22 protein-coding genes are annotated in these 26397 nt (G+C 72.8%); 7 read left to right on the top strand and 15 right to left on the bottom strand.

All coding sequences use genetic code 11. From position 1 onward, the window contains the following. Positions 1-8: 8 nt before the first annotated feature. Positions 9-707: a TetR/AcrR family transcriptional regulator gene (locus ACZOOI_RS34710; RefSeq protein WP_465283537.1), complete on the bottom strand. Its 699-nt coding sequence runs from the start codon at positions 705-707 to the stop codon at positions 9-11. 140 nt (positions 708-847) lie between these two features. On the opposite strand from ACZOOI_RS34710, the gene ACZOOI_RS34705 reads away from it, so the two are divergent. Together ACZOOI_RS34705 and ACZOOI_RS34700 are read left to right on the top strand one after the other, a co-directional pair. Next, the gene (locus tag ACZOOI_RS34705) at positions 848-1573 is read left to right on the top strand and encodes a DUF4386 domain-containing protein (RefSeq protein WP_465283536.1); all 726 of its coding nucleotides are present in this window, start codon (positions 848-850) and stop codon (positions 1571-1573) included. 302 nt (positions 1574-1875) lie between these two features. Continuing rightward, positions 1876-4116: a (Fe-S)-binding protein gene (locus ACZOOI_RS34700; protein ID WP_465283535.1), complete on the top strand. Its 2241-nt coding sequence runs from the start codon at positions 1876-1878 to the stop codon at positions 4114-4116. Positions 4117-4219: 103 nt separating this feature from the next. Here the strand turns inward: ACZOOI_RS34700 and ACZOOI_RS34695 are convergent, their stop codons facing one another. Further along, positions 4220-6775 carry a hypothetical protein gene (locus ACZOOI_RS34695; RefSeq protein ID WP_465283534.1) on the bottom strand — a complete coding sequence of 852 codons (2556 nt, stop codon included), beginning with the start codon at positions 6773-6775 and terminating at the stop codon, positions 4220-4222. 877 nt (positions 6776-7652) lie between these two features. On the opposite strand from ACZOOI_RS34695, the gene ACZOOI_RS34690 reads away from it, so the two are divergent. After that, complete coding sequence (locus ACZOOI_RS34690; protein ID WP_465283533.1) at positions 7653-8354, top strand: alpha/beta fold hydrolase; 702 nt, start codon at positions 7653-7655, stop codon at positions 8352-8354. Between the two features lie 129 nt (positions 8355-8483). Here the strand turns inward: ACZOOI_RS34690 and ACZOOI_RS34685 are convergent, their stop codons facing one another. The 6 genes from ACZOOI_RS34685 to ACZOOI_RS34660 form a co-directional block, all read right to left on the bottom strand. Continuing rightward, positions 8484-9920 (bottom strand): sensor histidine kinase, encoded by a 1437-nt coding sequence (locus ACZOOI_RS34685; protein ID WP_465283532.1) that lies wholly within the window; start codon positions 9918-9920, stop codon positions 8484-8486. After that, positions 9914-10645 carry a response regulator transcription factor gene (locus ACZOOI_RS34680; RefSeq protein ID WP_465283531.1) on the bottom strand — a complete coding sequence of 244 codons (732 nt, stop codon included), beginning with the start codon at positions 10643-10645 and terminating at the stop codon, positions 9914-9916. The genes ACZOOI_RS34685 and ACZOOI_RS34680 overlap by 7 nt, the downstream gene beginning before the upstream one ends. An 878-nt stretch (positions 10646-11523) precedes the next feature. Next, a complete protein-coding gene (locus tag ACZOOI_RS34675; protein WP_465283530.1) occupies positions 11524-12093 on the bottom strand; it encodes a roadblock/LC7 domain-containing protein in 570 nt (189 codons plus the stop codon). A gap of 330 nt (positions 12094-12423) precedes the next feature. Next, on the bottom strand, positions 12424-12645 hold the full coding sequence (locus ACZOOI_RS34670) for a hypothetical protein (RefSeq protein ID WP_465283529.1): 222 nt from the start codon (positions 12643-12645) through the stop codon (positions 12424-12426). A gap of 211 nt (positions 12646-12856) precedes the next feature. Then, positions 12857-13315 (bottom strand): hypothetical protein, encoded by a 459-nt coding sequence (locus ACZOOI_RS34665; protein ID WP_465283528.1) that lies wholly within the window; start codon positions 13313-13315, stop codon positions 12857-12859. A 342-nt stretch (positions 13316-13657) separates the two neighbouring features. Beyond that, complete coding sequence (locus ACZOOI_RS34660; protein ID WP_465283527.1) at positions 13658-14566, bottom strand: universal stress protein; 909 nt, start codon at positions 14564-14566, stop codon at positions 13658-13660. Between the two features lie 431 nt (positions 14567-14997). On the opposite strand from ACZOOI_RS34660, the gene ACZOOI_RS34655 reads away from it, so the two are divergent. After that, the gene (locus ACZOOI_RS34655; RefSeq protein ID WP_465283526.1) at positions 14998-15747 is read left to right on the top strand and encodes a response regulator; all 750 of its coding nucleotides are present in this window, start codon (positions 14998-15000) and stop codon (positions 15745-15747) included. A gap of 32 nt (positions 15748-15779) precedes the next feature. Here ACZOOI_RS34655 and ACZOOI_RS34650 read toward each other — a convergent pair whose 3' ends face one another. Continuing rightward, positions 15780-16271: a universal stress protein gene (locus ACZOOI_RS34650; protein WP_465283525.1), complete on the bottom strand. Its 492-nt coding sequence runs from the start codon at positions 16269-16271 to the stop codon at positions 15780-15782. A 548-nt stretch (positions 16272-16819) separates the two neighbouring features. On the opposite strand from ACZOOI_RS34650, the gene ACZOOI_RS34645 reads away from it, so the two are divergent. Continuing rightward, positions 16820-18058, top strand: a complete 1239-nt coding sequence (locus ACZOOI_RS34645) for a malic enzyme-like protein (protein ID WP_465283524.1) — start codon at positions 16820-16822, stop codon at positions 18056-18058. Between the two features lie 215 nt (positions 18059-18273). After that, positions 18274-18486, top strand: coding sequence for a DUF4287 domain-containing protein (locus ACZOOI_RS34640; protein ID WP_465283523.1), 213 nt, complete (start codon positions 18274-18276; stop codon positions 18484-18486). Between the two features lie 153 nt (positions 18487-18639). On the opposite strand, the gene ACZOOI_RS34635 is transcribed toward ACZOOI_RS34640, so the two are convergent. From ACZOOI_RS34635 to ACZOOI_RS34620, 4 genes are all read right to left on the bottom strand, one after another. After that, positions 18640-20025, bottom strand: coding sequence for a lamin tail domain-containing protein (locus tag ACZOOI_RS34635; protein ID WP_465283522.1), 1386 nt, complete (start codon positions 20023-20025; stop codon positions 18640-18642). Positions 20026-20312: 287 nt separating this feature from the next. Then, positions 20313-21323, bottom strand: a complete 1011-nt coding sequence (locus ACZOOI_RS34630; RefSeq protein WP_465283521.1) for a Gfo/Idh/MocA family protein — start codon at positions 21321-21323, stop codon at positions 20313-20315. Between the two features lie 178 nt (positions 21324-21501). Further along, positions 21502-22491 carry an ornithine cyclodeaminase family protein gene (locus ACZOOI_RS34625; protein ID WP_465283520.1) on the bottom strand — a complete coding sequence of 330 codons (990 nt, stop codon included), beginning with the start codon at positions 22489-22491 and terminating at the stop codon, positions 21502-21504. A gap of 252 nt (positions 22492-22743) precedes the next feature. Beyond that, complete coding sequence (locus tag ACZOOI_RS34620; RefSeq protein ID WP_465283519.1) at positions 22744-23709, bottom strand: LysR family transcriptional regulator; 966 nt, start codon at positions 23707-23709, stop codon at positions 22744-22746. A gap of 72 nt (positions 23710-23781) precedes the next feature. On the opposite strand from ACZOOI_RS34620, the gene ACZOOI_RS34615 reads away from it, so the two are divergent. Continuing rightward, positions 23782-24681, top strand: a complete 900-nt coding sequence (locus ACZOOI_RS34615) for a dihydrodipicolinate synthase family protein (RefSeq protein WP_465283518.1) — start codon at positions 23782-23784, stop codon at positions 24679-24681. Positions 24682-24951: 270 nt separating this feature from the next. On the opposite strand, the gene ACZOOI_RS34610 is transcribed toward ACZOOI_RS34615, so the two are convergent. Both ACZOOI_RS34610 and ACZOOI_RS34605 read right to left on the bottom strand, forming a co-directional pair. Further along, a complete protein-coding gene (locus ACZOOI_RS34610; RefSeq protein WP_465283517.1) occupies positions 24952-25395 on the bottom strand; it encodes a protein-tyrosine phosphatase family protein in 444 nt (147 codons plus the stop codon). A 132-nt stretch (positions 25396-25527) separates the two neighbouring features. Continuing rightward, positions 25528-26397: an LLM class flavin-dependent oxidoreductase gene (locus ACZOOI_RS34605; protein ID WP_465283516.1), complete on the bottom strand. Its 870-nt coding sequence runs from the start codon at positions 26395-26397 to the stop codon at positions 25528-25530.

Raw genomic sequence — 26397 nt, 5'->3', positions numbered from 1 at the left:
CCGGAGGCTCAGTGCCCGCCGGACGTCCACCCCTGCCGGTGCAGGCGGTCGAAGCCGTCCAGGAGCAGGTCCAGCGCGAACTCGAATTCGAAACGGTCGTCGCACCCCGCCCCGACGGTCGACGCCGGGTCGTGGGCCCGGGTCGTCGCCAGCTCCGCGATGTGCGGATACCGTTCCGCGACCTGCGGCGGCAGGGCCGCCGGCGCCGATCCGGGGTCGGGCGAGTCGTCGAACAGTTCCTGGGTGAAACCCAGCATGCGGCTGCCGAGGGCATGCATCACATGATGGGTGAGGTCCACGGAGAAGCCACCGGCCCGGAACATCCCGATCATCGAGTCCATGTAGGCGAGCAGGACCGGGGTCGGACTGCTGCGCGACTCGATCACCCGGTACGCCCAGCGATGCCGTAGCAGCGTCTCGCGCGCGGAGAGGATCCGCCGGCGGACCGCGCTCCTCCAGTCCGAACCGGGGACGGGCGGCTCGACCTCGCCGACGACGACGTCCACCATGCCGTCCAGCAGCTCGTCCTTGTTGGCCACGTGCTTGTAGAGCGCCATCGGCACCACGCCCAGCCGCTGGGCGAGCCGGCGCATGCTGAGCGACTCGATCCCGACTTCGTCGGCGAGCGCCACCCCCGCCCGCAGCACCCGATCCCGGCTCAACGGGACCCGGCGGGCGGTCTCCGACTGCCGAGCCGTCTCGACCATCTCCCCTGCACCCCTTCGCCGACCGGTGTTCGCGCTTGACGAGTGTACGGCGTACGCCTACCTTGAACGCGAGGTGTACGCCGTACACCTCGACCCGGCGGGTCCGTCCGTGGGTCGATCCGTCCTGGAATGGAGTCCGGATGAAGCCGACCAGAGGGACCGCGATGGTCGCCGGTGTGCTCTTCCTCGTCACCGAGGTGGCCGCGATCGCGGGGGTGCTGCTGTATCGCCCCGTCCTGACCGACTCGCGCTACGTCCTCGGGGCGGGCGCCGACAATCGTGTCCTGGCGGGGGCGCTGTGCGAGATCGTGCTGGTGATCGCGATCATCGGCAGCGCGGTCACGCTGTACCCGGTCCTCAGGAAGCGGCACGAAGGAGCCGCTCTCGGCTACGTCTGCCTTCGGCTGCTCGAAGCCGCGGTCATCGTCGTCGGGACCGTCGCCACGGTGTCGATCGTGACGCTGCGCCGGGATCGGGCGGGTGCCGCCGACGCCGACGCGGCCGTGACGGTCGCCAAGTCCCTGCTGGCGATCCACGACTGCACGTTCCTGTTCGGCCCCAACTTCATCCTGGGTGCGAACACGGTGGTGCTGGCGGCCCTGGTGTACGTCTTCCGGCTCGTGCCGCGAACGATCGCCGTGTGCGGGCTGATCGGCGGCCCGCTGATCTGCGCCTCGGCGACGGCCGTGTTGTTCGGGCTCTACGAACAGGTCTCGGTGGTGGGGTCGATCGCAGCCGTCCCGGTCTTCGGGTGGGAGGTGGCGCTGGCCGTCCGGCTGATCGCCAAGGGCTTCGATTCGTCTCCCGTCGAGGCGCGCCGACGGTTTTCGCGGCGCCGCCGGATGGTGGTGTCGGAATCGGTGTGATCACGATGCCGGGACCTGTTGCGGATTCCGCAGCCGTGGCATGGCAGCATGCATCCTGACTGATCTGACGGTGCGTCACACAACTGGCGAGCCGGTCGGGGTCGGCGCGGAACGCACGAGCAGGACACGGTCGTCCGGCGCCGCGACGGAACGGGCAAAACCCGGGAGGTCGACGGCGTTCGGCGGACGGATATCATCGACGCAGTGATCAAGTTACCAATGGGTAAGGTGCTCAAGGGGCCTTGCCCGGTCGGCCGATACACGCCCCGGAAGGGACGTCCCACCGGAGGAGTCGAACGCCCATGCAGCTCGCAGGGATCGTGATCTCGCTGCTGATCAGCGTGATCGGGTTCGCCCTACTCGGGCGCACCGCCGCCTACATCTATTCGTTCGTCAAGCTCGGGCAGCCCGTGCGCGGCCGGACCAGCGCGGCCGGCACCCGTTTGCGCACGATGCTCACCGAGACGGTCGGGCACACCCGGATGCTCCGTTGGGGCATCGTCGGCGCCGCCCACTGGTTCGTGATGGTCGGCTTCGGCGCGCTGATCCTGACCCTGGTCAACGCGTACGGACAACTCTTCTCGCCCGAGTTCGCACTGTGGGGTCTCGGACACTGGGACGTGTTCGAGGTCTTCACCGAGTTCATGGGCCTGATGACCATCGTCGGCATCCTCGTGCTGATCACGATCCGACAGCTCAGCCACCCGCGGCGGGCCGGGCGCAAGAGCCGGTTCGCCGGATCCCGGTTCGGCCAGGCGTACTTCGTCGAGTTCGTGGTCGGCTCGGTGGGCGTGTGCATCATGCTGCTCCGCGGCCTGGAGGGCGCGCTCGCCGGAGTCGACGCGTACGAGCCGGGCTACTGGGTGAGCTACCCCCTGGTGTCCGCGTTCGGAGGGCTCTCCGACGGTGCGCTGGAGAACCTGATCTACCTCGTCGCGACGATCAAGATCGTCATCTCGATGACGTGGGCGATCACCATCGGCCTGAACCCGAGCATGGGTGTGGCGTGGCATCGTTTTCTGGCGTTCTTCAACATCTACTTCAAGCGTGAGGCGGATGGTGGGGTTGCGTTGGGTGCGTTGCAGCCGATGCGTTCGGGTGGTGAGGTGATCGATTTCGAGGACCCGGCGGACGATGCGGTGTTCGGGGTCTCGCAGGTGGAGCATTTCACCTGGAAGGGTCTGCTGGACTTCTCCACGTGTACCGAGTGTGGTCGGTGTCAGTCGCAGTGTCCGGCGTGGAACACGGGCAAGCCGTTGTCGCCGAAGTTGTTGATCATGTCGTTGCGCGAGCACGCGTTCGCGAAGGCGCCCTACCTGCTGGCCGGGGGCGGGAAGGACGAGGAGGGCAACGAGCGGGCGACGCCGGAGCAGTTGGCGAAGGTGCCGGCGTCGGCGCTGGCCGAGGCGGAGCGGCCGTTGATCGGGACGGCGGCGGAGAACGGGGTGATCGATCCGGACGTGTTGTGGTCGTGCACCACGTGCGGGGCGTGTGTGGAGCAGTGTCCGGTCGACATCGAGCACGTGGACCACATCGTGGACATGCGCCGGTATCAGGTGTTGATCGAGAGTGCGTTCCCCTCCGAGGCGGCGACGATGCTCAAGGGGTTGGAGAACAAGGGCAACCCGTGGGGTGTGGCGACCAAGGCCCGTCTGGACTGGGTCAAGGAGTTGGCGAAGGCGACCGGCATCGAGGTGCCGATCGTGGGGCGGGACGTGGATCCGGCGGAGTTGGAGTACCTGTTCTGGGTGGGGTGTGCGGGGGCGTTGGCGGACGGTCCGAAGAAGACCACGAAGGCGTTCGCGGAGCTGTTGCACATCGCGGGGGTGCGGTACGGGATCCTGGGCAAGGAGGAGTCCTGCACGGGTGACTCGGCGCGCCGGTTGGGGTCCGAGGTGGTGTTCCAGATGTTGGCGGCGCAGAACGTGGCGACGTTGAACGCGGCGTTGGAGGACGCGCCGCGCAAGCGGATCGTCACGACGTGTCCGCACTGTTTCAACACGTTGGCCAACGAGTACCCGCAGTTGGAGGGGCACTTCGAGGTGATCCACCACACGCAGTTGTTGCAGCATCTGTTGGACGAGGGTCGGCTGACGCCGGTGGAGCCGGTGGACGGGCTGGTCACGTATCACGACCCGTGTTATCTGGGTCGGCACAACAAGGTGTACACGCCGCCGCGGGAGATCATCGCGCGGGTTCCGGGGTTGCGGAACGAGGAGATGCACCGGCACAGGGAGCGGGGTTTCTGTTGTGGTGCGGGTGGTGCGCGGATGTGGATGGAGGAGCGCATCGGCAAGCGCATCAACAACGAGCGCATGGACGAGGCCCTGGCGCTGAAGCCGGACATCGTCTCCACCGCCTGCCCGTTCTGCCTGGTGATGTTCACCGACTCGATCAACGCCAAGAAGCAGGCCGGCGAGGCCAGGGAGGACCTCCGCGTCGTCGACGTGGCACAACTCCTGCTGCAATCCGTGCAACTCCCCGAACCACCGGCGAAGCGGGACGAGACCGAGGACGCGGCGGAGCCGGAACCGGTCAAGTAGCCGCAATCCGCGACGCACCGCACCAGCGCGAAGCCCTCATCCCCCGACCGGTCGTCGGGGGGTGAGGGCTTGCGTGCTTCGTGGCGGCGCGCCGAGGGTGGGGCTACCCGGGTGGCGTGCGCGACCCGGGCGTCCCGGTCGGCGGCGGGTGCCGGTCGCCCGGCCCGGCGGCGGCCTCCGCGGTGGCGAGCAGTTCGGCCACCGTGCCGATGAAGTCGGGCAACATCGCGTACGCGGTCACCCACGCATCGGGCCGACCGGCCAGGTGCCGCTCGACCGCTTCGGCCAGGGCCCGGCCGACGGCGGCGGGCACGGTTTCGTGGGCGGCCTCGGACAGCGTGCGCAGCACGGTGGCGGCGGGCCGGCCGTGTGCCGCCCAGAGGCCGGGGTCGAGCGTGCCCGCCTCCAGCGCCCGGGTGATCAGGTCCGGCCATTCGGCGGCCGGCTTCGCCCTGCCGCCGAACGGGTGCACGCCGCGCAACAGCGAGCGGGCCAGTGTCCACGAGTGCTCGGCGATGTGCGCCGAGTCGCAGTACGCGCCGACGTGTTCGGCCAGGGCACGGGTGAGTTCCGCGGGCAGATCCGGGCGGGCCTCGGCGAGAGCCTCCAGCGCCGGGAGGGGCAGCGGGTCGGCGCGGTGCGCGGCGAGGATGGCCGCCCAGCCGGGATCGTGCGTGGTCTCCAGGTAGCCGCGCGCGCCGCCGGTGGCGAGCAACTCGACCGCCCCGCCCGCCCGGGCACGCTCCACCCAGTCCTGCGCCGCCTCGCGCAACAGGACGTCCGCCTCGGCGGGCGGCGCGGCGCGAGCGCGGCGGACGATGCCGGCCACGTCGATGCCGAGGCTCTCGCGTTCGTAGACGCCGTCGAACCCCGGCCGCAGCACGCCGTACGCGAGGCGCTCGGCGACGATCGCCTGCCCGGAAGCGATCGCCGCGCGGCAGGCGAGCAGGGTTTCGTACACCGTGGCCTGATTGTGCCGGCGCAGCCTGGACAACCGGGCCCCGAAGTCGTTCTCGGCGGCGCCGATCAGACTCGCATACAGCGCGGGGGTCCGCGTCCGGAGCAGGAACTCGCGTACCTGCGGGGGTGTTCGCGGGCAGGAGTGGATGCCGGCGTCGACGGCCGGCGCGCCGAGTGCGCGCAATGCGGCGTCGAGGCGGGCGCCGCCCGGGCGGCCGTACAGGTCGGCGGTGAACGCGGCCGGCAGCCGTGCGGCGATCCGGGCGACGGTTTCGGGAGCGGTCTCGCGCAACAATCGGCGCATGGCCGCGTGACGTTGCCGGCCGGGCGCTCGGCCGAGCGGACCGCGCCGCAGGTAGTCGGGGTCCGCCCAGACCGGCCCCTCGGCGGCGTGCTCGTCGGCCGCATCGGGGTGCGCCGTGGCGTCCAGGAGGTCCGGCAGGGTGCCCGGCCAGGCGGGGCCGATCCGGGCCAGGCGGACCCAGCGCTCGACGTCGTCGCCGAGCCGGGCGCGGACGAGTCGGGCCAGTTCGGCGTCGACGAGCGCGAAACGCTCCCGGAGCCGGCGCGAGGTCGCGGTCTGCGCGGCGGCCTCGGCGTAGTTCTCCAGGAACACCCATCCGGGGGCCGCGTCGGCGACCAGATCGGCCACGCTCGGCGCGTCGGCGGTACGGACCGGTTCGCACGCGTCCAGGAGGCACCTGGTCAGGTCGCCGTCGTCCACGCCTTCGGAGGCGCGCCAGTCCGACAGGTATGGGCGTCCGTGCGGGTCGGTGCCGACCATCGCGCGCAGGACGTCGTGATCCAGGCCATGGCGTCGCACGAGTTGGTCCACGTCGTCGGCGAGGAAGGGCCTGCGGTGGTGGGCGCGGACGACGGCGGGCCACTCGAACGTGTGCGGTGCCGTCGCCACGACGGCCACGGCGGGGTCCAGGCGCGAGCGGGTCGGCGACTCGATCGCGCACAGCCGGCGAACGAAGCCCTCGGGGCCGGCCGCGTCGAGGATGGTGGTCTCCACGTCGGCGCGGACCTTCGGGTTGTCGAGGGCTTCGTGCAGTTGCCGGTGCAGCCCGCGGTAGCGGCTCTGCCGCTCGCGGGTCCACTCCCGGACGGCGTCGGGACCCTCCGCGTCCCACAGGCGCAGCAGGGCCAGGGCCCGTTCGGCGCGGGTGAGCCGGCCGTCGGTGCCCAGGGTGCGCAACGCGTGCCGGACCAGGTCGGGATCGGCCGCGACGACGGCCGGGGCGAGCAACTGGTAGTCGGTGTTGTCGAGCAGGGCGCTGCGCAGCGTGGGATGCGTGGGCATCGGTCCGATCGGGATCAGGCCGGCCTGCACTCGCCGGTCGGGCGGCAGGCATCCGGGCGGGCTGCCGGCCAGGATCAGCCGGCACATCAGCGGCGAGTCGGTCCGGTAGAGAGCCGGCACGAGTTCGGGGTCGCCGAGCGTGTACAGGGCCCACAGTGGGCTGTCGTAGCGGCGTAGGTAGCCGGGCTTGGCGCGGAACTCCGGGTCCGCGGCCAGGCAGGCCCGGTCGTCGTGCTCGCCGTGGGTGAGCATTCGGTGCAGGAACGCGTCCGGGGCGCCGAAGGCGTGTGCCACCAGCCGACTTCGGGCCGCGGCGCCCATGCGTTCGGCGACCGCCGCCACCTCGGCGGCGCTCGCGCGGCCCAGCAGATGCGTGAACGCCCTCTCCGCCATGCCGCGTCCCCGTCCCGTTCCCGGCCCGCCCTCGCCCGATACCCGGGTCGCCGACGACAGGATGCTACGGGCCGACCGGGCGCCCCCGGCGTCGAGGTCCTCGCGCCGGGATCGGGGTGGGCGTGGCGCCGCCCTCGGGTCGGATCCTTCATCGTCGCGAGCGGCTGGGGGCTCGACGCGGCGGGCGGGCCATCCGCGAACGAAGCGGCGCTGCGCCTGTATTCGGCCAACCCTGGCAGCGGCCGAGGCCGGCGCGTCCCGCAATGTGCGCCCCCGTGGCCGGTGGGCAGGGTGGTCCCGCGGTGCGGATCGGGACGAACCCCGACAGCCGGGCAACCGACGGTTTGTACCGGTTGGCGCGAGTGCGGAGGCCGGCTGATTTGCTGCCTGTTTCTTGCCGGGACCGGGCCCTAGAGTCGTGTTCACGGGTGGTGACGAAGAGATCACGGAAACGTGATGAATCGTCGGCATCCCGGGGGCGACCGTGATTCCCGCGTCACGCCGGGGTCGATGGTCGGAAGGGGGGAGGCGCGCTCGACGATCCGTACGACGGCGTTGCGGGCGATCCTCGACGGGAGGGGGCTCGTCGAGGTCGCGGGCAGGTGTCGAGGATTGTCCCGCAACGTTTTCGAGGCCGAGCTGCCGGGTGGCGCACCGTCTCGGAGTCGTTCGTGCGGAACCGACGGCGCACCGAGGTGTACGGGTACGGCGGCGCGCGCCGCCGTACCCGTCACCTGCATCGAAGCCGGCGATACACCGGTCCGACCCGATCGCATGCCCACGACGCCGGCCGCTCGACGCCCGGGACGGCAGTCGGCCCGCAGCCCGCGTGGCCGGGTTTCCGAGCCGTGTCGGCGGGATCGGTTACCGTGCCGCGATGACGGAATTCGTGTTGGTCGCGGGTGCGTGGTTGGGGTCGTGGGCGTGGGACGAGGTGGTGCCGGAACTGCGGGCGGCGGGGCACGGGGCGCACCCGGTGACGCTGTCCGGTCTCGCCGACCGGCAGGGTGAGCCGGCCGGGCAGCAGACGCACGTGCAGGACATCGTGGACGTGGTCGAGCGTGCCGACCTGCGAGATGTGGTCCTGGTCGGGCACAGCTATTCGGGCATCCCGGTGGGCCAGGCCGCCGGGCTGATCGGCGATCGGTTGACCCGGGTGGTCTTCGTCGACTCCAATGTGCCCACCGAGGGCGAATCGTTCGCGTCCGGCTCGTGGCTGGGCGAGGAGAAGTTCACGGCCGGGCTCGAGGCCGGCGGCGGCTTCTGGATGCCGCCGGCGGCGGCGGACTTCGCGGGCCAGGACCTGACCGACGAGCAGATCGCCCGGCTGGTCGAGGGCGCGACGCCGCATCCGGGCGCCACCCTGACCGAACCGGCCATGCCGGCCCGGCCGTTGGGCGAACTCCCGGCGACCTACATCAAGTGTCTGCTCGACGGCGCGGAGCCGCGCGAGGACGTGGCCGAACTGCTGGCCGGCAGCACGCGGTGGCGATTGGTCGAGATGGACACCGGACACTGGCCGATGCTCTCCCGGCCGCGCGAGTTGGCCCGCATCCTCCTCGACACCGTGGAAGCGTGAGGCACACCGCTGTTGCGGTCGCGGTCGGGGCATCCGGACGCCGCCGCCCCGGCACGCGCGCGACACGGGGCCCGGGAGCGCGCCGGGACCGGCCCAGCGGGCCCCGCGTCGCGCGCGTACCCGGGCGGGTCAGGTCGGCGGCGGGGTCGTGCGGGCGTCGGGGAGGGCGGGCAGGCGAACGCTGACCACGGTGCCGCGCTCGGGGGCGGGGTCGATCCGGATGGTGCCGTGGTGCATGTCGACGATCGCGGCGACGATGGACAGGCCCAGGCCGCTGCCGCCCTGGGCGCGGCTGCGACTCTTGTCCGCGCGGTGGAAACGGTCGAAGACGTGCGGCAGGTCGTCGGCTGGTATCCCAGGGCCGCTGTCGCGCACCGTCAGCAGCACCCGGTCGGCCTCGCGCCGCAGTTCGACCACGGCCGGGGCGTCCGGCGGGGTGTGCATCCGGATGTTGCCGAGCAGGTTGGCCAGCAACTGCCGCAGCCGGTCCTCGTCGCCGAGCACCAGTACCGCCGCGGGCCCGGCGGGGGTGGTGTAGTCGAGCGGTCGGTCGGGTTCGACGGCGGCGGCGTCGCGGCACGAGTCGGCCACCACGCGGGCCAGGTCCACCGGTTCCAGGTCGGTGTCCTGCTCCTCGTCCAGGCGCGCGAGCAGCAGCAGCGCCTCGACCAGGCCGTTCATCCGGCGCACCTCGGCCCGCATCCGGGATATCGCGTCGTCGACCGAGCCCCGGTCCGGGAGTGCGCCGCGCTGGTACAACTCGGCGTATCCGCCGATCGATTGCAGGGGCGTGCGCAACTCGTGGGAGGCGTCCGCGACGAACCGACGCAGGCGCTCCTCCGAGGTGTCCCGGGCGATGAACGCGGCCTGGATCCGGTCCAGCATGCGATCCAGGGCGGTGGCCAACCGGCCGACCTCGGTGCGCGGGCCGATCAGCGGATTGTGCACGCGCCGGGCGTAGTCGCCCGCGGCGATCGAGTCGGCGACCCGGGCGGCCTGTTCCAACGGCCGCAGTTCGCGGCGCACGAACAGCGCGCCGAGCAGGCCCAGGGTCGGCAGGGCGATGCCGACGGTGATCAGCACGACGTACAGCGCGTGGTCGGCCGCCCGTTCGGCGTCGTTCGTGCTCAACGCGACCAGGACGGTGCGCCCGTCGGGCAGGTCCTCGACCCGGACCCGGAACTTCTCGTGCGAACCGGGCTCGCCGGAGCGAGCGGTGACCGTGCGCCCCGCGACCGGCAACGTGCCGGTCAGTTTCGGTCCGAGGCCGTGCGGCGGACGGCGACCCGGGGCGGCCAGGGCGACGCGCAGGCCGCCGGGAAACTTCAGCCAGATGCCCGGGGTCAGGCCCAGCGGCTGGTTGTTGCGTTCGCGCTGGTCCAGGGCGCGCAACGCGGCCACGGTGGTGTCGAGTTCATTGTCGAGGCGGTCGAAGAGCGAGTCCCGCAGCACGCCCACGGTCACCGCCGCGCAGGTGTTGAGGACCGCGGTGCACACCAGGACGAGCACGATCACCAGGCGACGGCTCAGCGGTTGCCGGCGGGTCCTGGGCCGCAGGCTCAGCACGGCGGGGTACGCAGGCAGTAACCCACCCCGCGGCGGGTGTGGATCAGGGGAGTGCCCTGGCCGTCGTCGATCTTGCGGCGCAGGTAGCTGATGTAGGTGGCCACCACGGTGTCGTCGCCGTTGAAGTCGTAGGACCACACGTGTTCCAGCAGGCGGGCACGGGTCAGCACGTGGTCGGGGTGCAGCATCAGGTAGCGCAGCAACCGAAATTCGGTGGGCGACAGGTCGACGGCCCGGCCGCCGCGGCGCACCTGGTGTGCGGTGGCGTCGAGTTCGAGGTCCCCGACGCGCAGGACGTCGCCGCCGGGGTCGGTGCGGCGGGTGCGGCGGAGCACGGCCTCGACGCGCGCGGTGACCTCGTCCAGGCCGAAGGGTTTGGTGATGTAGTCGTCGCCGCCGGCGGTCAGGCCGCGGACGACGTCCTTGCGGGTGTCGCGCGCGGTGAGGAAGACCACGGCCACCGGGAGCCCGTCGGAGCGCAGCCGGCGCAGCACCTCGAAGCCGTCGTCGTCCGGGAGCATGACGTCGAGCAGGATCAGCTCCGGCAGGAAGTCCCGGGCGACGGTGAGGGCTTGGCGGCCGGTGGCGGCGGTGCGCACGTCGTAGCCGACGAAGCGCAGGTATCGGGCGACGGTGTCCACGATCGCCGGTTCGTCGTCGACGACCAGGAGCCGGCCGCGATCGTGGGATGCGGCCTGGCCGGCCTGCGGGTCCGGGTGGCTCATCGGGGCCTTTCTCGCGACGTGTGCCGCCGGGTGGGGCAGCGGTGGTGGTGGTGCGGCGCGCGTGGTGGATGCGGTCGGTGGTCGAGGGCGGTCCGTGGGCGAGTCGCCTGCCGCCGGGGCCGGCCGCCGGTCGGGGTCGGTCGGTGGTCGGTGCGTGGTCGGCGTGCCACTACGGTGCCGGCCCGCGTCCGGCCGTCTCGTGCCCGGGTCCGGCGGGCGGGCGCGCGGTCCGGTTCGGAGCAGGTGTCTGCACCCGTCCAGGGTCGCGCACCAACGGGAGGCCGTTCTATGGGAGTTGCGTGTGAATGGCGCCGGCAGGCGGCGCTGTGGCCGGCCTCGGCCCGGGTCGGCTTCCAGCGTGGTTCGGGCCGACCGGCCCCGCCCCCGCCCCCGCAGCGCACCGTCCGGGAGTTTCTTCCGGGCGGCGCCCCCGGGCACGATCACCGCGGGACCGGCGCGGCAGGCGGTTACTGGTGGCCACCGCCGAGGCCGCCGCAGTGCGGGCTCGTTGCGGCGCGGGGTGGACGGCTCGGTGATCCCCGCGCCGGCTCCGGTGCGGGTGCCCGCACCGACTACGCGGCGGTCCGGCCGGTCTCTCCGAGCCGGGTTGCTTGTCCGCTGCGCGGCCGGTTGCGCGTCCCCTTCGGGTTCGGGGTCGGGCCGGTCTCTCCGAGCCGGGTTGCGTGGCCCCTACGGGGCCGGTTGCGTGTCCGCTGCGCGGCCGGGTCGGGGTTGGGCCGGGTGCTGCGGGGCGGTTGGTCGTGTGGTGTGGGGTGGCGGGCGCGTAGCGGACGTGCATCCCGGGCGCGTAGCGGACGGCTCGACCGTGACCGCGAAGCGGGCATGCACCCTGGCGCGCCGACCGGGTTGCTCGGCCCCTACGGGGCCGGTTGCGCGTCCCCTTCGGGTTCGGGTCGGGCCGGTCTCTCCGAGCCGGGTTGCGTGGCCCCTACGGGGCCGGTTGCGCATCCGCTGCGCGGCCGGGTCGGGGTTGGGCCGGGCGCCGCGGGGCGGTTGGTCGTGTGGTGTGGGGTGGCGGGCGCGTAGCGGACGTGCATCCCGGGCGCGTAGCGGACGGCTCGACCGTGACCGCGGAGCGGGCATGCACCCTGGCAGGGCTCGACCGGGTTGCTCGGCCCTCCGGGGGGCCGGTTGCGCGTCCCCTTCGGGTTCGGGGTCGGGCCGGTCTCTCCGAGCCGGGTTGCGTGGCCCCCGGTCAGGATGCGGTCCAGGCGGGCGATCGAGGCGGGCGATTCGCGGTGCAGCCCGGCGATGTCCAGGCCCTCGTCGCCGACGATCGCCAGCAGCGCGTGGTTGCCGATCGCCAGGATCACCACGTGTCCGCCGTTGCAGCGCGCCACCACGTCGCGCAGGCCGCCCAGACCCGCCTCCCCGGCGGTACGGCTGCCCAGGTGGCGGAAAAGGGGACGACCGCCGCGCCCGATCATCGCCGATGTATGCGAAATCCGGGATATGCCGACCGATGCCGGCAATCGACGGCGACGCCGCTTCGAGGCCGCGCCGTTGTCACGGTGACGGCCGCGAATGCCCCGCGCCGGAAGCGGTATTGCGGTCGGCGGAGGTCTCGGCGGGAGCGGCGAGGCGCTGTGAGTGGGCGGAGCGCGGTGTCGGCCACGGCCGCGCCGGGCGTACCGCCGCGGCGGTGGGGGAGGGGCGTGGTCGATCGGGGGACGTCCGCCCGGTCGGGACGGACCGCGCCCCGCCCTCCGACGGCTGTCGCAGGGCGGGGCGCGGTGTGTGCGGGTGGATCGGCCGGATCAGTGCGTGTAGAGGTAGACCAGCCCCTGGGGGCCGTCGGCACAGAAGAAGCTCGGACCCCACAGTTCGTAGCCCGCCACGCCCGCCGCGTGACACTGGGCCTGCGTGTAGTACACGCCGCGCACGTGGAACTCGCCGGCCGCACTCGCGCTCGTCGCGGTGGCAAGGGGGAGCAGGACGGCGGCGGCACTCGCGACGAGCAGCCCGATGCGTTTCTTCACGTGCCAACTCCTTTGATTCGGAAGGCATTTGACTGAACGTGAGATGCCTTCGGAGGTGGTGCGATGTCGCTCGAATGTTAGCCGGGCAGGCTCGATAGGTCTATGCCAATGAGTGGAAAGGTCTAGGCCAATTCTCCGCCTCGGCCGGCACCCGGTCGATGCCCAACCGGTGGCCGGTTTCCCCCCGGTGTGCGGGTGTGGTCGCCGTCGGTCAGGGGGCGCGGGTCCCCCCGGGGTGTGGCCGGGTGGGTGGGGGTGGCGGTGACAGGCTCCGTTCGATGGCGGCGACGCGTTCGAGCGCGTGGTGGATTTCCGCGGCCTCCCGCCGGTACGTCGCGAGAGCTTGCGGGATGACGTACACGGGAACCCGGTCCTTGAGCTCCCTGCGCAGGTCGGAATAGCCCTGGCGGAGCTCGGCGAGCTCGGCCAGGAGGTGGTGCCGGGCCAGGCGTACCAGCAGTGCCGGGTGGCGGCGCAGCACCTCGTGGTTGCGGTAGCCGGGTGGGCAGACCTCGTACAGCGTCTCCGCCGTGCGCGGATCCAACCCGGTCGGCTCGGGCGCGGGCTCGGGTCCGCCCGGGGGCTGGACGCCGTGCCGGGCCTTTTGGCGCGCGACGTCGAACCGGCTGGGCAGCTCCCAGGACGGTGTGGCATCGGCGGTGTCGTTCATATGTTCGAATCATCGCATCTCGGGTACCCCCCTCGGCAACCGGAACGGAAAGCCGAGGCCGCGACCGGCCCGGTTGCGGGCGAGTGGGGCCGGGAGCCGGCACCGTCGCGGCACGGGGAACGCGGATGGTGTCCCGATGCCGGGGTCGTGACGACGACCGCTGCCGCCGGCCGGGCCCCGACGACGGACGCCGCCCGGGTCTCGACCACCGACACCGCCGGCCGGCGTCGGTGACCGTTGCCGCATCGGGCCGGACCGGGACCGCTCGGGTGAGCGACCCCGGTCCGGCACGTCGGGTCCCGGTGGTGGGTGGATCGATGCGCCCACCGGCCCGCTACCTGGTCAGCCGGTGATCGGGACGAGCAGGACGGGGGCCTCGGCGTGGTGGAGCACGGCGTGGGTGACGCGGCCGAGGTTGGGGCCGAAGCGGCCGGTTTTGCGGTGGGCGGCCAGTACGACCAGCGTGGCGTGGGGGCTCGCGGTGACCAGGGCGTGGGCGGGGGTGTCGAGGGCGATGTCCTCGACGACGGTCACGTCCGGATACTTCTCCCGCAGCGGTGCGAGGGCGGCGGTCACGGTGGCCCGGGCCGCCTCGCGCCAGTCGTACATGGCCGGGGCGTAACCGGCGCTGCCCGCCATCATGGCCGGGTAGCGCCACACGTGCAGGGCGCGCAGCGGCAGGCCCTGGGACCGGGCCCAGGCGAAGGCGGCCTCCAGCGCGGGGGTGCATTCGTCGTCGGATACGCCGACCACGACCGGCTTCGCGGCGCCCTCGCCGCTGGTGTCGTGATCCGGGTGGACCACCAGGAGAGGGCAGCGGGTCGCGGCCGAGACGGGCAGGCTGACCGAGCCCAGCAGCAGGCCGGCGAATCCGCCCAGGCCCCGGCTGCCGACCACGAGTAGGGCGGCGCGGTCGCTCGCGGCCTCCAACGCGTCGATGGCGTTGGCGAATTCGATGGTGGTGCGGATCGACAGCTCGGGATGGCGCAGCCGGGCGCGCTCGGCGCCCCGGTCGACGATGGTGCGGGCCTCGTCGCGCAGCTGTTGCCCGAAGCGGTCGTCGGCGTGGCCGAGTTCGACCCATTCGAGGGCGTGCAGCACCTCCAGGGTGGTGTGCCGGCGCAGCGCCTCGTCCGCGGCCAGATCCACGGCCCGGTCCGCGCCGGGCGAACCGTCGAAACCGACGACGACGTGCCCGCGCGGGGAAGTCGGCTGGGAGGTCGAACCGGTGGAGGCGGCTGCCTGGTTCACGGCGGATCCCTTCGGTGTGCTCGGCGGCCCCGGTGGGCCGACCTGTGATCAGTCTTCGCCGTCGCGCGGCCCGGGCCCAGGGCCGGAGGTCCCGCTCCGGATGAGCCGGTCGGCCTGTTCGGCCCGTTCGGCCCGATCGGCCGGTTCGGCGTCGATCGACCCGATCGGCGGCGGGGCGGATCGCCCGCCCCGGTGCGCGTACCCCACGTGCGTGGGCGTCGAATCCACCGGCCCGGACGGTGCGGGCGTCGGGCGGGGGCTTCGAGGCCGGAGCGGGCCGTTCCGAAGGCGCACGGTGGTCGGTGGGCGCGCGGGCCGACCGGCCCCGATCATCCGGGACTTCCGGCCCTGTTGCACCGGCCTCTCGCCGTCGAGACTGAGTGCGCGTCGACCCGACCGGGTGCGCGTTCGCAACTCTCGGGGAGCACAGCATGGAAGCCGGCCTGAGCACCGAAGGCGTCGCCGGAGCACGGCTTCCGCGGGTCACAGGCACCGCGAGCATTCCCGTGCCGGGGCCGGCGACCGGGCAACCGGACGCCACGATCCGGGTGTTCCTGCTGGACGACCACGAGATCGTCCGGCGTGGCCTGGCCGACCTGCTCGGCAGCGAACCCGACATCGAGGTGGTCGGCGAGTCGGCGTCCGCGCAGGAGGCGATCCGGCGCATACCGGCACTGCGCCCGCACGTGGCCATCCTGGACGGGCGACTGCCCGACGGCAGCGGGGTGGACGTCTGCCGCGTGGTGCGCTCGTCCTTCCCGGAGATCAACGCGTTGATCCTGACCTCCTACGACGACGAGGACGCGCTGTTCTCCGCGATCATGGCGGGCGCGGCAGGCTACGTGCTCAAACAGATCCGGGGCAGCGATCTGGTGCGCGCCGTGCGGGAGATCGCGGCTGGCCGCTCGCTGCTGGATCCGGCGGTCACCGCCAAGGTGCTCGAACGCGTGCGTACCGGATCGGGCGAGGACCCCCGGGTGGCCTCGCTCTCCGACCAGGAGCGCCGGATCTTCGAACTGATCGCCGAAGGTCTGACCAACCGGCAGATCGCCGAGCGCATGCACCTCGCGGAGAAGACCGTCAAGAACTACGTGTCGACCATGCTGCACAAGCTGGGCTTCGAACGCCGCGTCCAGGCGGCGGTCTTCGCCGGCACGCTCTCGCACCGCACCGGCGACTGAGCGGGCGGCCGTCCGCGCAGGCCCGATCCGGATCAGTGCGCGTCGGCGTGCCCGGGCGGATGCCGGCCGGGGACGACGAGCACCGGCCGCTCGGCATGCCCGGCCAACTCCTTGGCGACGGACCGCTCCAACCAGCGATGCAGCAACGTCCCGGGGCCCGTCCCCGGCCCGCCGACGACGATCATGAGCGCGTCGCAGTCGTGCGCGATCGCGGTGATCCGGTGCAGCGCATCGCCCGATTCGTCGGCATAGGACCACTCGCCCGCAAAATCGGCCAGGAGTCCGGCCACGTCCGCGCGATGCCCGGCGAGGGCGTCGCGCACATACCGGGCCTCCAGGTCGGATCCGGCGAGATCGGGATCGCTGGGATGGTCCGCGGAGTCCTTCACGTGTACGACCCGCAGCCGAACCCGCAGGCGCCCGGCCAGGTCCGCGGCGAAGGCCAGGGCCGCCCCGCTGCGCGCGTACGTTTCGAAGCCCACGACCAGGTCGCGCGTGGCTGAGTCCTCGCTCGACGGTGACATGTGCGCCTCCCACGAGCCGCAGGGAAGGGCCCCGGGCACGAGCGAGCCCTCCCGGCCAGTGTCGACCCGACCTCTCCGAGCCCGCAACGCACACGGGCGCGGGCGCGTGGCCCGGCCGCCGTACGCCGGGGCGCGGGTGGGGCGCCGCCCGGTGTCGGTGCGTTGGGCGCGTGAGTCGTGGGGCGCTGCACGGTTTCGGTGCGTCGGGGTGCGACTTGCTAAAGTCTGCAATGCCCAATCCGTGACCGGCCGCCTGCTCACCGACCGGATGGGTCTGCTCGAAGACCTGCGGGCCGCCGTGCCCCGGGCCCGCCGCCGGGGTCCGCGACGGCTTGGGCCGGGTCGCCGCGAGCCCCACCCGCGAACACGCAGGGGCCCGGGGTCGGCACGTACGGACACCGCGGTGCCCGCGCGCAACGCGTGGACATCGACAGGACGTCAGGCTTCATCGACAGAACGTCGATCTTCGAGGAACGAGGGACCCGCGCCATGGACGACCGGCGGGAAGCATCCGAGACCACCGGGCACGTGCCGCCCCGGGTGCTGCCGTGGTGAACCGCGACCTGCCGGGATCCTCCGCGACCAACCCGGCCTACAGCATTCGCATCCACGTACCACCCGGCGCCGCCGGCCTGGTCGCGGCCATCCTCACCGAAGCACCCGGCACCGTGACCAGCCGCGTGGACGCACCGGACGCGATGGGCACGTGTCGCATCACCCTGGACGCCGACGGTGCCGGCACGCTCACCTGGCTCACCCGGACGCTGACCCGGCGCCTGGGCGCGGACCTGCTGCACACCCAGGACCCGGTGTTCGCCACGGCGTCCACCGGCAAGCTGACCCTGCGGGTGTGCGCGGCGACCACGACCGGTCACGACATCGCCCTGCTCGACGCCGACGCCGACCGTCGTGTCGTCTCGCACCTGGCCGCACACCCCGATCAGACCGACCACTACACCGGACGCCGGCACCGCGTCGCGCTGATCAGCGACGCCAGCGCCGTCCTGGACTTCGAGGCGCTGCCCGCCGACGCCGCGCTGCCGGCCCTCGAATCCCAGGCCGTACACCTGCGCCGGGCCACCGGGCTGGACGTCTTCCCACTGCCCATCGCCACGCCGCACGTCGAGGACATCGCCCAAGCGGTGCGGTTGCTCGCCCCCGGTTTCGCCGCGGCCGTGCTCGTGCACACCCGCCCCGAACACGTGTCGACCACCCGGACGATCCTCGGGCCCACGCCGCCGGTACTCCTGCTAGACGCCCTCAACGACGGCCTCGCCGTCGCGATCGCCGCCGCGACGGTCAATGCGCTGGTCAACCGCGGCGTGAATCCGTTGGGTGGGCGCGTGGTGCTGGTGGATCCGGCGCGGGGCGGGGACCTGACCGGGTTGCTGATCGCCGCCGGGATCGCCGACCTGACCCTGTTCGACCCCTTCGGCCCGGGCGGTGGCACGCTGCATGTGGTCGCCGCCGAGGCCGACTTGATCGTCGACCTGACCGGCCTGGCCACGCCGCCGGAGGGGGTACCGATCCTGCGCGCCCGGCCCGAGGCGCCGCCGCCCTTCGCGGCGGCCACGACCGGCCCGCGCCCGCTGCACGCGCTGCCCGGACTGCTCACGGCGGCCACCGCGACCCGGCGGCCGATCACCGCGCTCGCGCGCGTCGCCGCGGTGCGTGCGTTGATCGAGGGCACGCCCCGGAACGCACTGCTGCCCGCACCGGACCAGCCGGGCCTGACGGCGGCGATCGCGGCTGCGGCCACGCACGTGCTCACGCCCGACTCGGGTTGAGCCGGGCCCGCGCGGGCCGGTTCGATGCGCGAGGCGGGCGGGAAATGTGACCCGGATCTCTTTCCGATGCCGATGAGTCGGGTGGGTGAGGACGGTCTTCTCTGCAAGAAGGACGGCAGGGGCCGAGCGGCTCGGGTGTTTCCCGGGAGCGGGCGCTCTGTCACAATCCGAGCTCGCGATCATGAGATCACCATCCGGCGAGAGGAGACGAGAAGATGAGCGACGTCGTGAAGGGTCCTGCCGCGTACTTTCCTTCGATCGAGAAGAAGTACGGCCGGTCCATCTCGGAATGGCAGGGCCTGATCCGGTCCTCGCCGCTGACCAGGCACATGGAACTGGTCACCTGGCTCAAGACCGAGCACGGCCTCGGCCACGGCCACGCGAACGCCCTCGTGGCACACACCCTCGCCGAGGACAACGCCAAGTAGGGCTCCGCGCCGTACCCGAGCGCGCGAGGTGTCGTCGCCGGACCCGGGCGTGGCGGGCCCGCCACGGGGGTGCGGGCCCGCCGCGGGTGCGGGACGGGCGATGGCCCGATGGGGTCTCGCCCGTCCCGTGTGGATCGTTCGGTGTGTGGTTGCCTACGGGGTGCAGGTGAGGGTGCCGGTGCGGAGGGCGTGGCCGCCGTCGTTGCCGTCGTCCGCCCAGATCACCGGCTTGACGCCCGCGACGCAGGCGGCCTGCGGTGCGATGGCGAAGCCCTCGTTGTTGTAGTTCGGCATTCCGGTCGGGCGGTCGTACCGGGCGGTTGCGGTGAACCGACCCTGCGTGTCGATGTCGAGCACGGCGGCCCGGCCCTGGCAGGTGTCGTCGCAGGCGGCCCACAAGTGGCCGGTCGCGGGCTCGAATTCGAGGTCCATCAGGGCGGGGAATCCGCTCGCGATCGTGGCGATCCGGGTGTATCCGCCGCCGCTCTGGTTCAACGCGTAGGCGTACACCGTGCCGTTGGCCTCCAGGGCGGCGAAGACCAGGCCGCTGCCGTGGCCCGGGTAGGCGGCCGGATCATAGGTCGCGCCGGTGTGTTCGTCGTGGAAACCGTGGGCGGTGAGGAACGTGTCCGGGATCCAGGAGATGCCCTCGAGACCGCTGTTGGCGGCCACCGCGGGCAGATCGGCGGTGAGGTTCCATTCGGCGGTCGCGTTCAGCGAGCCGGCCGTGCCGGAGACGTCGTAGCGAAGGATCTTCGGCATGCTGACGCCGTCGTCGTCGTTGTCGCGTTCGGTGGCGACGAACATCCCGTCGGGAGTGACGCTCACGCCCTCCGCGTCCGGATCACCGCCGCCGTCGGCGTAGTTCAGCGGCTTGCCGGACGCCCAGCCGCCGGATGGATCCGGGCGCCACGTCGCACCGTCGGGCACCAGCCGGTAGAGCCTGCTCGGGCCGTTGCGCACCGCCCACAACACGCCGGCGCTCTGGAACGAGAGACCGCTGAGGTTCGTGCCGAACACGTTCGAGGCGTCGGCCACGGTGACGCCCGCGCCGCCCGGCCAGGCGGTGCCGGAGGGCTGCCCGCACGCGTTCGCCGCGCCCTTGGTGGGTGCGGTGGTCGTGCCGAACGCCCCGGTGCCGTCGGCGCAGCGGCCGTAGGTGGTGCCGGCGTGCGCGGTCCAGGAGTAGGAGTCCACCAGGGTGGAGCCGCCGGGTCGGAACAGGCGGGCCGAGTCGGAACTGCCCAGCCCGAACGAGGAGTCGACGTCCAGCGCCCGATGCCCGCCCGCGGGCAGCGAGGTGCCGGCGGCGATGGTGTACGAGTGCGAGTTGTCGTTGTCCTTGACGACCCAGCCGGACACGTCGGCGGCCGTGGAGCCGGTGTTGACCAACTCGACCCAGTCGCCGGGTGAACCACCGTTCGACTCGACCTCGTTGATCCGCACGGCGGATTGCGCCTGGGCCCCGGCCGCGTCCTGGGCCTGCGTTCGGGGCGGGGTCAGTGCGGACGCCGGTGAGCCGGACAACCCGAGGGCCATGACGGACAGGGCGACGGCGACGAGTCGGACTCTTCCACGCCAATGCGTAAGCAAGGTGACCAGTCCTTTTGTCTCAGGGGGTCGGGCAGCGCACACCCTCCTGGCGAAAAGGTTCCGGCATATCGGCGACGGATGCTTGAACTTGCCGCAAACGGCGTGGGAAGGGCGCGGGGCAGGCTCCGTTCCGGAGCCGACCGAGGCGACTTCGGTGACCTGCGGTGCGGAAACCCCGTGAAGGACAGGACGGTTGGCGGGAGGAGCCGGTCGACCGGGACATGAGGGACGGGTCAGTCCACTCCCGGGTAGGTGACGCCGATCTGCTTGCGGACGGTGTCCAGGGTGCGCATCACCGCGAGGGTTCCCGCCAGCGGCACCAGGGGCGATTCGGTCTCGCCGGCGCGCAGGCAGCGGTTCACCTCGGCGGCCTCGTGACGCATCGTGCCGCGTTCGGGGTCGGCGGTGGCCTCGGCGAGCAGGACGGTCTGCGGCTGCCGGCCCGGCCGGTGGATCACGAAGCGGTCCGGGTAGAAGAAGCCCTCGGCGAATTCGATCCTCCCCTTGGTGCCGGTGATCGTCGCGGGCGCGTCGGTGTCCGCGGTGAACGTGCAGCCGAGGGTGGCCACGGCGCCGTTGTTCCAGCCCAGCACGATTCCGGTGTTGTCGTCCACGCCTTCGGGGGTCAGGTGCGCCCAGGCGCGGATCGCGTCGGGCTCACCGAGCAACAATTGGGCGAACGACACCGGGTACACGCCGAGATCGAGCAGCGCGCCGCCGCCCTGCGCGGGATCGCGCAGCCGGTGCTCGGGCGGGAACTCCCCGGCGAAGCCGAACGCCGCCGAGATGCTGCGTATCTCGCCGATCTCGCCGGCGTCTATCACCTCGCGCAGTCGGCGGATCAGCGGGTGGCAGTACGTCCACATCGCCTCCATCAGGAACAGCCCGCGATCGCGGGCCAGTTCCACGAGTTCGCGGGCCTGTCGCGCGTCGAGGGTGAACGCCTTCTCGCACAACACGGCCCGACCCGCCTCCAGGCACAGCCCGGCCGCGAACCGGTGCGCCGCGTGCGGCGTGGCCACGTAGACGACGTCGACGTCGTCGTCCGCGGCCAGTTCGGCCCAGCTGCCGTGGGCGCGGGGGATGCCGAACCGTTCGGCGAACGCCTTCGCGGCCTCCGCGCTACGCGAACCGACCGCGACGACCTCCGTGTTCGGCAGGCTCTGCAGTGCCCCGGTGAACTCGGCGGCGATGCCGCCGGTGGCCAGGATCCCCCATCGGATGGTCCGCGTACCGTCGTTCATCGGCGTGCTCCACGACTCGGTCTCGATCCCGCGCGACCACCGAGGGTTCGGCGAACGGCGCGACGTGCTCGGAAGGAGCGTGCCATACGCCCTGCCGGGCCGCGCACACCGGAGCCACCGGCGGGGCTCGCCGGCCGACCCGGCCGATCGATTCTGCGGACCCGCCACCGCCCGGCCGCTACGCCAACGCGATCTCCGTGCCGATCGACCGTTCCCGGGCGGCGGCGACCACCAGTGCCGCCGCCACCGCGTCCTGTACCGCGACGCCGACCGATTTGTACACGGTGAGCTGGTCCGCGGAGGTGCGTCCGGGGCGGGTGCCGGCGACGAGTTCGCCCAGTTCGGCGTGCACGTGCTCGGCGGTGATCACGCCGTCACGGATCGGCATCAGCAGGTCGTTGCTGCCCGCGGGAAACGGCGCCAGTACGGCCTGCCGCGATTCGACGCACACCAGCGCGTCGGCGATCGTGGCGTCGTCGAGTTCGCGGCCGGCCGGGTTGAAGCCGACCGAGGTGACATGCGTTCCGGGCGCCAACCACGCGCGGCGCACCACGGGTTCGAGACAGTGGGTGGTCGCCGCGACGATGTCCGCGCCCGCGAGGGCCTCGGCGTAGTCGTGCGCCGCCCGCACCTCGACCGGCAGTACGGACGACAGTTCATCGGCCAACGCCGCCGCCTTGGTGCGATCCCGGCCGGCCACCCGGATCTGCCGGATCGGGCGGACCCGGCACATCGCGAGGGCGTGTGAGCGAGCCTGCACCCCGGTGCCCAGGATCGCGAGCACCGTCGCGTCCTCGCGGGCCAGAAGCCGTGCCGACAGCGCCGAACAGGCGCCGGTCCGCAGCGCGGTGACCGCCGTGCCGTCCAGCAGTGCCGTGGGTTCGCCGGTCGTCGGGTCGAACACCACGATCAGGGCCTGATGGGTCGGCAGCGATGTGCCGGCGTTGCGCGGGAACAGCGAGACCAGCTTGCTCATCAGCACGTCGGCGGAGGGCACGTAGCCCGGCATGGCCGCCAGGAACGCGTCCCGCTCGGGGACCGGCGCGGCCACGCGATCCGGCGCCGAGGCGCGACCCGCGCTCAGGTCCGCCATCGCCGTGGCCAAGGCGTCGATCAACGGGTCGAGGTCGAGCAGTGCCTCGACCTGTCCGTGTCCGAGAACAAGCATGCCCATCCTCCTCGCGGCCGTGAGCGGCTCCGAGCGGCCCTGCTCGGCTCTTGGCGGCCCTGGGTCGGCGGTCGTGATCGGGCCGCGCGGCCGCGCACCAGCGTTGCCTGTGTTCGCCGCGCTTGCGCGCGCGACACGCACCGGTTGGGCATGTTCAACGCGGCCGTACCCCATCCGGCCCCTTCGCCGCTGCTCCCCGCGAGTCGGGATCGGGCGGCGGGGGTGTCGGCACGGCCACGCAGCCGGGTGGGGTCAGGGGCGCGGTCGTCGGCTTCGCCGTGGGGTGTGCGGGGTGACCGGTGGTGACGGCGGCGGTGTCTCGGTCAGCCCGTTCGGTACGGCTGCGCGCAGGGCTTCGACGGCCGCGGCCACCGCTGGGTGCGCGGCGGCGCCGCTGCGGAAGGCGATCCTGGTGCGGCGATGGATCGCCAGCCGGGTCAGGTGCACCGCGGGCGGCGGATCCGCGATGCCGAGCTGCGGTACGACGGCGACGCCCTGACCGGCCGCGACCAGTGCCAGTACGGTGGCGAAGTCGTCCACTTGGTGGCGCACATGCGGGGTGAACCCGGCGGCCTGGCAGGCCCGGATCGTCATCGCGTGGCACATCGTGCCCGAAGTCGCGGTGATCCAGGGCGAGTTGCGCCAGTGCGCGAGCACCGAGGAGGCGGCCTCGGCGGCCGGGGCGGGGGTCGGCGCGGCCAGGTACATCGGCTCGGTGCACAACGGCCGGTCGGCCAGGCCCGGTTCGTCCGTCGGCGGGACGAAGTCGTACTCGTGGATCAGCGCCACGTCCAGATCGCCCGCGCGCAACGCGCCCGCGACGCCGGCCGGGTCGATCTCCAGCACCATCGGCTCCAGCCCCGGGTGCCGGTCGCCGAGACGGGCCAGGGCGGCCGGGACGATCGTTCGGGTCGCGGTGGGGAAGGTGCCGATCCGCAGCGGGCCCGCCAGGCCGCGGCGCGTGTCGGCCAGTTCCGCCGCGGCCTGTTCCAGGTGGTCCAGGACGGCCTCCGCGTGCCGGACCAGCTTCCGGCCGGCGGGGGTGAGGGTGACCCGCCGGCCGGTGCGCTCCAGCAGGGGGACGCCCGCCTCGCGTTCGAGGGTGGCGAGTTGCTGGGAGACCGCGGACGGGGTGAAGGCGAGCGCTTCGGCGACCGCGGCGATCGTGCCGCGCAGCGAGAGTTCGCGCAGCAGGCGCAGGCGGCGGACGTCGAGCATCAGCTCAGCTTACGCTCGGATTCACAAATGTGAACTGGACCTGAACGAAAATCGCGGGCCACCCTGGTGGGTATGAACCGACGCCCACCCCTGCACGGGGTTCACGTACCGCTCGTCACGCCGTTCGCCGCCGACGGGGACGTCGCCGAGGAGGCACTGGAGGGCCTCGCCCACGGCGTCCTGGACGAGGGTGCCGCGGGGATCGTCGCGCTGGGGACGACCGGCGAGGCCGCCACGCTGGACGCCGACGAGAAGCGCGTGGTGGTGGACGTGTGCGCGCGGGTGTGCGCGGCCCGTGGCGCGGCCCTGACGATCGGCGCCGGCGGCAACGACACCCGGGCCGGTGCGCGTGCCCTCGCGGACCTCGCGCAGTGGCCGACGGCGGCCGCCGCGCTGGTGCCCGTCCCGTACTTCACGCGTCCCGGGCAGGCGGGCGTCCGGGCACACTTCGCCCGGCTGGCGAGCACAAGCCCGCTGCCGCTGATCGTCTACCACATCCCCTACCGCACCGGGCAGGCGCTCGACGCGGCCGGACTGCGCGAGTTGGCCGGGATTTTCGGCGTCGTGGGGGTCAAGCTCGCGACGGGCGGCATCGATCAGGAGGCGGTGGACCTGCTCGGCGACCTGCCGCCCGACTTCACGGTGCTGGCCGGCGACGACCTGTTCCTGTCGCCGCTGCTGGCCCTGGGGGCGGCGGGCGGCATCCTGGCCTCGGCGCACCTGGCCACCGGCCGGTTCGTGGAACTGGCCGACGCCTGGCGGGACGGCGACCCGGCCCGGGCCCGGGACCTGGGCCACGCGCTGGCGAGGCTGTCGGCCGCGGCGTTCGGCGAACCCAACCCGACCGTGATCAAGGGCGTCCTGCACGCGCAGGGCCGGATCCCGACCCCGGACGTACGACTGCCCCTGCTGCCCGCCCGACGCCCGTCGATCGACGCGACCCTGAAGTGCCTGGCCGACCTGGGCGCGTAGGCGCCGGCGCTGCTGGTCGGGCGGTGTGCGGGTCGCGCACGATGTGCGCCGGGCAGGCAGGGTGCGGGTCGCGCGCGATGTCCGCGGCCCGGTGAGGCGCGGACGGCCCGTATGCCGCGCCGCGCCCTCGCCGCCGTGACCTGCCCGGGCCACGGCGGGCGTGCCGAGCAGCGCACGAATGGCGGTGCCCGGCGCAGTTCCTCTGGTGCGGCGGAGACGATGGCCGGTGCGAGCGATCCGGTGGGCGCCGTTCCCCGCGTCGGAGGCGGGTCACCCGGCCGGGAAGCGGGCCACCCAGCGGCGCTGCCACGGCGTTTCGACGGCGCGTGGGTGGTGCTGTCGTCGGGTCCAGGCGATGGCGTCGGTGGGGTCGAGCCCGGTCAGGACGGCGAGGCAGGCGATGACCGTACCGGTGCGGCCGACGCCGCCACCGCAGGCGACTTCGACCGAGGCGCCGGTACGGGCCCGTTCGTACAGGGCGCGGATCTCGCGTACGGCCGCGTCCCGATCGCGCGGCAGGAGGAAGTCGGGCCAGTCGATCCACGTGTGCGGCCACGACAGCTCGTCCTCGTGCCGGCGGCGCAGTCGGTCGGAGCCGAGGTAGAGGCCGAACTCGGGGACCGGCCCGTCCGGCGGCGGCCGGCGCAAACCGCGCCCGCGGATCGCGGTGCCGTCCGGCAGGCGCAGGGCGTTCGCGAGGGAGGTGTCGCTCATCGGGTGGTGTCTCCGGTCGGGTTACGGTCGGGATGTGACGCTGTCGTCGGCTGTCGGCGCCGCAACGCAGTGCGCGAGAGCGCGGCCCGCACGCGCGGCGAGCACGGCCGCGCCCGCGACGGGCGGCGCGAACTAGAAGACGGGTGGCCCCGCTTCGATCCGGCGCAGGATCGGGGCCGACAGGTACAGGTCGGCGTTGTCCATGCGTTGGCGTTCGTCCCACCACGTGGCGCCGGCGTCGATCAGCGGCCCGAGCAGGTCGTGGGCCCGGGCCGGATCGGTGGGGCTGACGCCGCCGAGGACGAACTCGAAGGGGGCTTCGGATCGCTCGCCGCGGTGCTTGCGCACGTACGCGACCAGGTCGCGGACCTGCTCGACCGGCGGGGCGTGACCGTGCCTGGCCGAGGCGAACAACGGGACCGCGCCGTCCCAGCGCGCGGCGCGGCGCATCGGCGGCCGATGGGGCCAGAACCCGCCGATCCACACCGGCGGTCGCGGACGTTGCGTCGAGGCGGGCAGCAGCGTCACGTCCCGAACCCGGTAGTGCGGTCCGTCGTGGTCCACCGGTTCGCCCGACCAGTAGCGGTCCAACAGGCCCAGGCCCTCGTCCAGGCGCTCGGCGAGGACGACCGGGTCGGTCGGCTCGCCGAAGTCGCCGTACTCGTCCTCGACCGGCCCGCCCAGCCCGGCCCCGAAGATCACCCGCCCACCACTGAGCGCGTCCAACGTGGCCACCTGGCGGGCCAGTTGCTGCGGACGCCGGCGCGGGACCGGGGTGACCAGGGTGCCCAGTCGGATCCGCGAGGTGGCCAACGCCGCCGCGGTCAGCAACATCCAGGGATCACCGAAGGGTTGACCCCGCCGCGCCTGTTTGTCGTGCACCACGTGATCCCAGACGAACAGGCCGTCCCAGCCGGCCCGTTCGGCCGCGACCGCGACCGCGGCCACCGTCCTGGGATCGGCGAAGTCACCGAAGTTCGGGATGTTGACAGAGAAACGCAT

The sequence above is a fragment of the Embleya sp. L77 genome, assembly GCF_055557415.1.
Note: the sequence above shows the minus strand (reverse complement) of the source record. Positions and strands in the feature narration are given on the sequence as shown.

What these genes read in the sequence shown, in the direction of transcription:
- ACZOOI_RS34705 (WP_465283536.1), top strand. Translation starts at nt 848, where the DNA reads ATGAAGCCGACCAGAGGGACCGCGATGGTCGCCGGTGTGCTCTTCCTC.
- ACZOOI_RS34680 (WP_465283531.1), bottom strand. Translation starts at nt 10,645, where the DNA reads ATGAGCCACCCGGACCCGCAGGCCGGCCAGGCCGCATCCCACGATCGC.
- ACZOOI_RS34605 (WP_465283516.1), bottom strand. Translation starts at nt 26,397, where the DNA reads ATGCGTTTCTCTGTCAACATCCCGAACTTCGGTGACTTCGCCGATCCC.
- ACZOOI_RS34640 (WP_465283523.1), top strand. Translation starts at nt 18,274, where the DNA reads ATGAGCGACGTCGTGAAGGGTCCTGCCGCGTACTTTCCTTCGATCGAG.
- ACZOOI_RS34620 (WP_465283519.1), bottom strand. Translation starts at nt 23,709, where the DNA reads ATGCTCGACGTCCGCCGCCTGCGCCTGCTGCGCGAACTCTCGCTGCGC.
- ACZOOI_RS34610 (WP_465283517.1), bottom strand. Translation starts at nt 25,395, where the DNA reads ATGAGCGACACCTCCCTCGCGAACGCCCTGCGCCTGCCGGACGGCACC.
- ACZOOI_RS34625 (WP_465283520.1), bottom strand. Translation starts at nt 22,491, where the DNA reads ATGCTTGTTCTCGGACACGGACAGGTCGAGGCACTGCTCGACCTCGAC.
- ACZOOI_RS34635 (WP_465283522.1), bottom strand. Translation starts at nt 20,025, where the DNA reads ATGGCCCTCGGGTTGTCCGGCTCACCGGCGTCCGCACTGACCCCGCCC.
- ACZOOI_RS34690 (WP_465283533.1), top strand. Translation starts at nt 7,653, where the DNA reads ATGACGGAATTCGTGTTGGTCGCGGGTGCGTGGTTGGGGTCGTGGGCG.
- ACZOOI_RS34665 (WP_465283528.1), bottom strand. Translation starts at nt 13,315, where the DNA reads ATGAACGACACCGCCGATGCCACACCGTCCTGGGAGCTGCCCAGCCGG.
- ACZOOI_RS34615 (WP_465283518.1), top strand. Translation starts at nt 23,782, where the DNA reads ATGAACCGACGCCCACCCCTGCACGGGGTTCACGTACCGCTCGTCACG.
- ACZOOI_RS34655 (WP_465283526.1), top strand. Translation starts at nt 14,998, where the DNA reads ATGGAAGCCGGCCTGAGCACCGAAGGCGTCGCCGGAGCACGGCTTCCG.
- ACZOOI_RS34695 (WP_465283534.1), bottom strand. Translation starts at nt 6,775, where the DNA reads ATGGCGGAGAGGGCGTTCACGCATCTGCTGGGCCGCGCGAGCGCCGCC.
- ACZOOI_RS34630 (WP_465283521.1), bottom strand. Translation starts at nt 21,323, where the DNA reads ATGAACGACGGTACGCGGACCATCCGATGGGGGATCCTGGCCACCGGC.
- ACZOOI_RS34700 (WP_465283535.1), top strand. Translation starts at nt 1,876, where the DNA reads ATGCAGCTCGCAGGGATCGTGATCTCGCTGCTGATCAGCGTGATCGGG.
- ACZOOI_RS34675 (WP_465283530.1), bottom strand. Translation starts at nt 12,093, where the DNA reads ATGATCGGGCGCGGCGGTCGTCCCCTTTTCCGCCACCTGGGCAGCCGT.
- ACZOOI_RS34710 (WP_465283537.1), bottom strand. Translation starts at nt 707, where the DNA reads ATGGTCGAGACGGCTCGGCAGTCGGAGACCGCCCGCCGGGTCCCGTTG.
- ACZOOI_RS34650 (WP_465283525.1), bottom strand. Translation starts at nt 16,271, where the DNA reads ATGTCACCGTCGAGCGAGGACTCAGCCACGCGCGACCTGGTCGTGGGC.